Raw genomic sequence first — 3,736 nt, 5'->3', positions numbered from 1 at the left:
CGATAGCCGGGTCAGGTCGCGGAACATCTGTCCGCCGGGGATGAAGATCTCCTTCTGGGTGGGCAGGTCGGCCCCGCCGGATTCCACGAGCGAAATCACGGGCAGCCGGTTCTCGAAGGCGATCTGGTTGGCCCGCAGTATCTTCCGTAATGTCCAGGGATTGCTGGTGCCGCCTTTGACCGTCGGGTCGTTGGCGACGATCATGCATTCAACACCGGACACCGCGCCGATACCGGTCACCAGACTGGCGCCGACGGTGAACGCGCTGCCCCAGGCGGCGAGCGGGCTGAGCTCCAGGAAGGGGGAATCGGGGTCCACGAGCAGCTCGACACGTTCCCGTGGGGTCAGCTTGCCGCGGGCGTGGTGACGCTCGACGTATTTGGGCCCGCCGCCAGCCATTGCTTTGGCGAGTTCGTCACCGATCTCGGCGAGCTTGGCGGTCGCCGCGGACGCCGCCTCGGCATAGGAAGCCGAACCGGGATCGAGCGTGGACTGCAGCACGGTCATGACCACCGCCGGCGATGCAGTGCGGGAACCAGAGGCGGTGCCATCATGATTGATATCCCAGGGTTTTCGCGGCCAGCGCGGTGAGGATTTCGGTGGTTCCGCCGCCGATGCCCAGGATGCGCATGTCCCGGTATTGGCGCTCGACCTCGGACTCGGCCATGTAGCCCAGGCCGCCGAACAGCTGAACGGCTTGGTGGGCAACCCATTCCCCGGCCTCGACGGCGGTGTTCTTGGCGAAGCAGACCTGCGCGATCAGGTTGGTCTCGCCGGCCAGTTGTCTTTCCACGACGTGGCGCGCGTAGACCCGGGCGACGTCGATGCGCCGCGCCATCTCGGCCAGCGTGTTTTGCACCGACTGCCGCGAGATCAGCGGGCGGCCGAACGTCTCCCGGTCGCGACACCATTGCGCGGTGATGTCCAGGCAGCGTTGCGCGCTCGAATATGCCTGCGTGGCAAGGGCAATTCGCTCGGCGACAAAGGCCTGGGCGATCTGGGCGAATCCACTGTTCTCCACGCCGATGAGGTTGGCCCTGGGCACTTGCACGTCGTTGTAGGACAGCTCGGCCGTGTCGGAGGACCGCCAGCCCATCTTGTCCAGCTTCCGGGTGACGTCGAATCCGGGGGTGCCCTTCTCGACCACGATCAGCGAAATCCCGGCGGCTCCGCTACCGCCCGTGCGGACTGCGGTGACGACGTAGTCGGCGCGCACCCCCGACGTGATGTAGGTCTTGGCACCGTTGATGACGTAGTGGTCGCCGGCAGCTCCTGTCTGTAAAACTGCCGTGGTGCGCAGGTGTCCGACGTCGGAGCCGCCGCCGGGCTCGGTGATGGCGAGCGCTCCAATCTTGTCGCCGGCCAGCGTCGGCCGGACGAAGGTGTCGATCAGCCGTTCATCCCCCGAGGCGATCATGTGTGGCACCGCGATTCCACAGGTGAACAGTGACGCGAAGACACCGCCGGGCGCCCCGCTCTGATGCACCTCCTCGCAGATGATCACCGAGTCGGCGCCGTCCCCGCCGCCACCGCCGACCGATTCGGGGAAGCCCGCGCCCAGCAACCCGGCCGCCCCGGCGCGACGATGCAGCTCGCGCGGCAACTCGCCGGTACGTTCCCACTCGTCGATGTGGGGCAAGATCTCGCGTTCCGTGAACGAGCGCACCGTCTTGCGCAACTGCTCGCGCTCCGGGGTAGTCCACATACTCATAAGAGCCTCTCCGGGATGTCGAGGTGGCGCGCGCGCAGCCATTCACCCAGGCCCTTGGCCTGGGGATCGAAGCGCGCCTGATAGGCGACGCCCTGGCCGAGAATGCCGTCGATGACGAAGTTGACGGCGCGCAAGTTGGGCAGCAGGTGGCGGGTCACCGGGAAATCCGCCGCCTCGGGCAGCAGCTCGATGAGCAGGTCGGTCGTCAGCGTGTTGGCAAGCCAGCGCCAGTGGTCGTCGGAGCGTACCCAGACTCCCACGTTGGCCGACCCGCCCTTGTCGCCGCTGCGGGCTCCCGCGATGCGGCCCAGCTGCACGCGCCGCGTCGGACCGGCCGGCAACGGCTCCGGCAACGAGGGTGGATCGACCGGCGCCAGGTCCAAAGTTTCCGTGGCGCAAGGGATCTCGACTCGAGTGCCGTCGGCGTGCACCGCGATGTGCGGCACCTCTTTGGCGTCGACGTAGCCCGGCGTGAAGACGCCGTAGACCTGTCCCTCGCCCGGCGGGGCGGTCACGTGAAATCCGGGATAGCTGGCAAGCGCCAATTCTACTGCTGCTGAGGAAAATTGACGCCCGACGTTGGCGGGGTCGGCATCGCGGACGACGCAGTGCAACAGTGCGCTGGCGGCCTCTTCGGTGTCCGCATCCGTGTGGTCGGTGCGGGCCAGGGACCATTGCAGTTCGGCAGGTTTGACCGTCAGCGCGGCCTCGAGCTGGCGGCGCACCAACGCCGCCTTTTCCTCGATGTCCAGCCCGGTCAGCACGAAGGTCATGGCGTTGCGGAAACCGCCGATGGTGTTCAGCGACACCTTCAGCGTGGGGGGCGGCGGTTCGCCGAGCACCCCGCTGACGCGCACCCGGTCGGCGCCTTCGGCCGAGAGCTCGACGGTGTCCATGCGAGCGGTGACGTCGGGGTTGGCGTAGCGGGCGCCGGTGACCTCGTAGAGCAACTGCGCCGTCACGGTGTCAACGCTGACCAGCCCGCCGGTGCCCGGGTGCTTGGTGATCACCGACGAACCGTCGGGATAGACCTCCGCCAGCGGGAACCCCGCGTGGGTCAAATCGGCCACTTCCGTGAAAAACGCGTAGTTGCCCCCGGTCGCCTGCACGCCGCACTCGATCACGTGTCCGGCAACCACCGCTCCCGCGAGCGCGTCGTAGTCGGTGGGTCCCCAGCCGAAGTGGGCCGCCGCCGCCCCGACGATCACCGAGGCGTCGGTGACCCGGCCGGTGACCACGACGTCGGCGCCGTCGTTGAGGCAGTCGACGATGCCCCACGCGCCCAGATAGGCGTTGGCGGTTAGCGGCGTGCCGAGGCCGAGTTCCGCCGCACGCGGTTGCAGGTCGTCGCCTTCGACGTGGGCAATTTGGGCCGGCACGCCCAGGCGCTCGGCCAGGGCCCGTACCGCGTCGGCCAGCCCGGCGGGATTCAGGCCGCCCGCGTTGGCGACGATGCGAACGCCGCGGTCGTGCGCCTCGCCCAGGCAGTCCTCGAGCTGGGCCAAGAACGTCTTGGCGTAGCCGCGCTCGGGATGCTTCATCCGGTCGCGGCCGAGGATCAGCATGGTCAGCTCGGCCAGGTAATCGCCGGTGAGGTAGTCCAGGCCACCCCCGGTGAGCATTTCGCGCATCGCCGACAGCCGGTCCCCGTAGAAGCCGGAGCAGTTCGCGATCCGGACAGGACCGCGACCACCAGCGACCATCCGCGCCTCCAATCAACCAACCAACCGGTAGGTTAGCGGTTGTGGCCGGTGTCGCGTCAAGGCGCCTCATAGTGCCGCAACCGTGACGCACCAGTGATCGTCTCCCGCCGTCCGCGCGGCTCATGGTCGGGGCGGCGCGACCCGATTCTCGCGAGCGCTACCACGCTGCGAAATCCGGCGCGATTTTTCGCAGCCCGGTTGCGCTCGTGGCGCGAAAGAGCAGATTTCGCTCGAGCGGCGCCCTGATGCATTTTGGCGACCCGCATGCCAGCGCTTATCCTGATAGGCAAGCGTCGCACGTTCGGCCCGACGGGCCATGCCG

Annotated in this window: 3 protein-coding genes; all 3 read right to left on the bottom strand. The window is 67.9% G+C overall.

Annotation, left to right across the window (positions count from 1 at the left end):
• Nucleotides 1–501: carboxyl transferase domain-containing protein (locus JO059_RS12870; RefSeq protein WP_293319225.1), on the bottom strand; the 501-nt coding region annotated here is incomplete at its 3' end.
• A 49-nt stretch (nucleotides 502–550) separates the two neighbouring features.
• Complete coding sequence (locus JO059_RS12865; RefSeq protein ID WP_293319223.1) at nucleotides 551–1,711, bottom strand: acyl-CoA dehydrogenase family protein; 1,161 nt, start codon at nucleotides 1,709–1,711, stop codon at nucleotides 551–553.
• Nucleotides 1,708–3,414, bottom strand: a complete 1,707-nt coding sequence (locus JO059_RS12860) for an acyclic terpene utilization AtuA family protein (RefSeq protein WP_293319221.1) — start codon at nucleotides 3,412–3,414, stop codon at nucleotides 1,708–1,710. Before JO059_RS12860 ends, JO059_RS12865 begins: the two co-directional genes overlap by 4 nt.
• Between the last annotated feature and the right edge of the window lie 322 nt (nucleotides 3,415–3,736).

The sequence above is a fragment of the Mycobacterium sp. genome, from assembly GCF_019247615.1.
Taxonomy (GTDB): Bacteria; Actinomycetota; Actinomycetes; order Mycobacteriales; family Mycobacteriaceae; genus Mycobacterium.
Note: the sequence above shows the minus strand (reverse complement) of the source record. Positions and strands in the feature narration are given on the sequence as shown.

Bases quoted from the DNA above. Each gene is read 5' to 3' on its own strand.
- JO059_RS12865 (WP_293319223.1), bottom strand. From the start codon at position 1,711: ATGAGTATGTGGACTACCCCGGAGCGCGAGCAGTTGCGCAAGACGGTG.
- JO059_RS12860 (WP_293319221.1), bottom strand. From the start codon at position 3,414: ATGGTCGCTGGTGGTCGCGGTCCTGTCCGGATCGCGAACTGCTCCGGC.